At 51.6% G+C, this 2793-nt stretch carries 1 rRNA gene; it reads right to left on the bottom strand.

The window, feature by feature from the left end:
• Window positions 1–11: 11 nt before the first annotated feature.
• Window positions 12–2771: ribosomal RNA gene (locus tag MHO32_RS25605) — 23S ribosomal RNA — on the bottom strand.
• Window positions 2772–2793: the final 22 nt, after the last annotated feature.

Here is a 2793-nt window from a genome sequence, read left to right as displayed (position 1 = left end):
TTGGGTGTTGTATGGTTAAGCCTCACGGGCAATTAGTACAGGTTAGCTCAACGCCTCACAACGCTTACACACCCTGCCTATCAACGTTCTAGTCTCGAACAACCCTTTAGGATACTTAAAGTATCAGGGAAGACTCATCTCAGGGCTCGCTTCCCGCTTAGATGCTTTCAGCGGTTATCGATTCCGAACTTAGCTACCGGGCAATGCGTCTGGCGACACAACCCGAACACCAGAGGTTCGTCCACTCCGGTCCTCTCGTACTAGGAGCAGCCCCCTTCAATCTTCCAACGCCCACGGCAGATAGGGACCGAACTGTCTCACGACGTTCTAAACCCAGCTCGCGTACCACTTTAAATGGCGAACAGCCATACCCTTGGGACCGACTTCAGCCCCAGGATGTGATGAGCCGACATCGAGGTGCCAAACACCGCCGTCGATATGAACTCTTGGGCGGTATCAGCCTGTTATCCCCGGAGTACCTTTTATCCGTTGAGCGATGGCCCTTCCATTCAGAACCACCGGATCACTATGACCTGCTTTCGCACCTGCTCGAACCGTCATTCTCGCAGTCAAGCGGGCTTATGCCATTGCACTAACCTCACGATGTCCAACCGTGATTAGCCCACCTTCGTGCTCCTCCGTTACGGTGCTTCAAAGCCTCCCACCTATCCTACACATGTAGGGTCAATGTTCAGTGCCAAGCTGTAGTAAAGGTTCACGGGGTCTTTCCGTCTAGCCGCGGGTACACTGCATCTTCACAGCGATTTCAATTTCACTGAGTCTCGGGTGGAGACAGCGTGGCCATCATTACGCCATTCGTGCAGGTCGGAACTTACCCGACAAGGAATTTCGCTACCTTAGGACCGTTATAGTTACGGCCGCCGTTTACCGGGGCTTCGATCAAGAGCTTCGACCGAAGTCTAACCCCATCAATTAACCTTCCGGCACCGGGCAGGCGTCACACCGTATACGTCATCTTACGATTTTGCACAGTGCTGTGTTTTTAATAAACAGTTGCAGCCACCTGGTATCTGCGACTCTCAATAGCTCCATCCGCGAGGGACTTCACCGTCGAGAGCGTACCTTCTCCCGAAGTTACGGTACCATTTTGCCTAGTTCCTTCACCCGAGTTCTCTCAAGCGCCTTGGTATTCTCTACCCGACCACCTGTGTCGGTTTGGGGTACGATTCCTTACAATCTGAAGCTTAGAGGCTTTTCCTGGAAGCATGGCATCAATGACTTCACTACCGTAGTAGCTCGACGTCGTGTCTCAGCCTTAAAAAGAGCCGGATTTACCTAACTCTTAAGCCTACGCACTTGAACCTGGACAACCGTCGCCAGGCCCACCTAGCCTTCTCCGTCCCCCCATCGCAATTGTAAGAAGTACGGGAATATTAACCCGTTTCCCATCGACTACGCCTTTCGGCCTCGCCTTAGGGGTCGACTTACCCTGCCCCGATTAACGTTGGACAGGAACCCTTGGTCTTCCGGCGAGGAGGTTTTTCACCCCCTTTATCGTTACTCATGTCAGCATTCGCACTTCTGATACGTCCAGCATGCGTTACCACACACCTTCAACCGCTTACAGAACGCTCCCCTACCCAATGCACTAAAGTGCATTGCCGCAGCTTCGGTTTACTACTTAGCCCCGTTACATCTTCCGCGCAGGCCGACTCGACCAGTGAGCTATTACGCTTTCTTTAAATGATGGCTGCTTCTAAGCCAACATCCTGGCTGTCTGAGCCTTCCCACATCGTTTCCCACTTAGTAGTAATTTGGGACCTTAGCTGGCGGTCTGGGTTGTTTCCCTCTCCACGACGGACGTTAGCACCCGCCGTGTGTCTCCCGGATAGTACTTACTGGTATTCGGAGTTTGCAAAGGGTTGGTAAGTCGGGATGACCCCCTAGCCTTAACAGTGCTCTACCCCCAGTAGTATTCGTCCGAGGCGCTACCTAAATAGCTTTCGGGGAGAACCAGCTATCTCCAGGTTTGATTGGCCTTTCACCCCTAGCCACAAGTCATCCGCTAATTTTTCAACATTAGTCGGTTCGGTCCTCCAGTTGATGTTACTCAACCTTCAACCTGCCCATGGCTAGATCACCTGGTTTCGGGTCTATATCCAGAGACTGAACGCCCAGTTAAGACTCGGTTTCCCTACGGCTCCCCTAGATGGTTAACCTTGCCACTGAATATAAGTCGCTGACCCATTATACAAAAGGTACGCAGTCACACCACGAAGGTGCTCCTACTGCTTGTACGTACACGGTTTCAGGTTCTATTTCACTCCCCTCACAGGGGTTCTTTTCGCCTTTCCCTCACGGTACTGGTTCACTATCGGTCAGTCAGTAGTATTTAGCCTTGGAGGATGGTCCCCCCATATTCAGACAGGATATCACGTGTCCCGCCCTACTCGATTTCACTTTATATGCGTTGCCGGTTACGGGGCTATCACCCTGTATCGCACAACTTTCCAGAAGTTTCACCTGACGCATAAAAAGCTTAAGGGCTAGTCCAATTTCGCTCGCCGCTACTTTCGGAATCTCGGTTGATTTCTTTTCCTCGGGGTACTTAGATGTTTCAGTTCCCCCGGTTCGCCTCGCTGCGCTATGTATTCACGCAGCGATACTAGCTTATGCTAGTGGGTTTCCCCATTCGGAAATCCCAGACTCAAATGGTTTTTACTACCTAATCTGGGCTTATCGCAAGTTAATACGTCCTTCATCGCCTCTGACTGCCAAGGCATCCACCGTGTACGCTTAGTCACTTAACCATACAACCCGAAGGAGTTTCGA

The organism is Vibrio sp. MMH1-50, from assembly GCF_022347645.1.
GTDB lineage: Bacteria > Pseudomonadota > Gammaproteobacteria > Enterobacterales > Vibrionaceae > Vibrio > Vibrio harveyi.
Note: the sequence above shows the minus strand (reverse complement) of the source record. Positions and strands in the feature narration are given on the sequence as shown.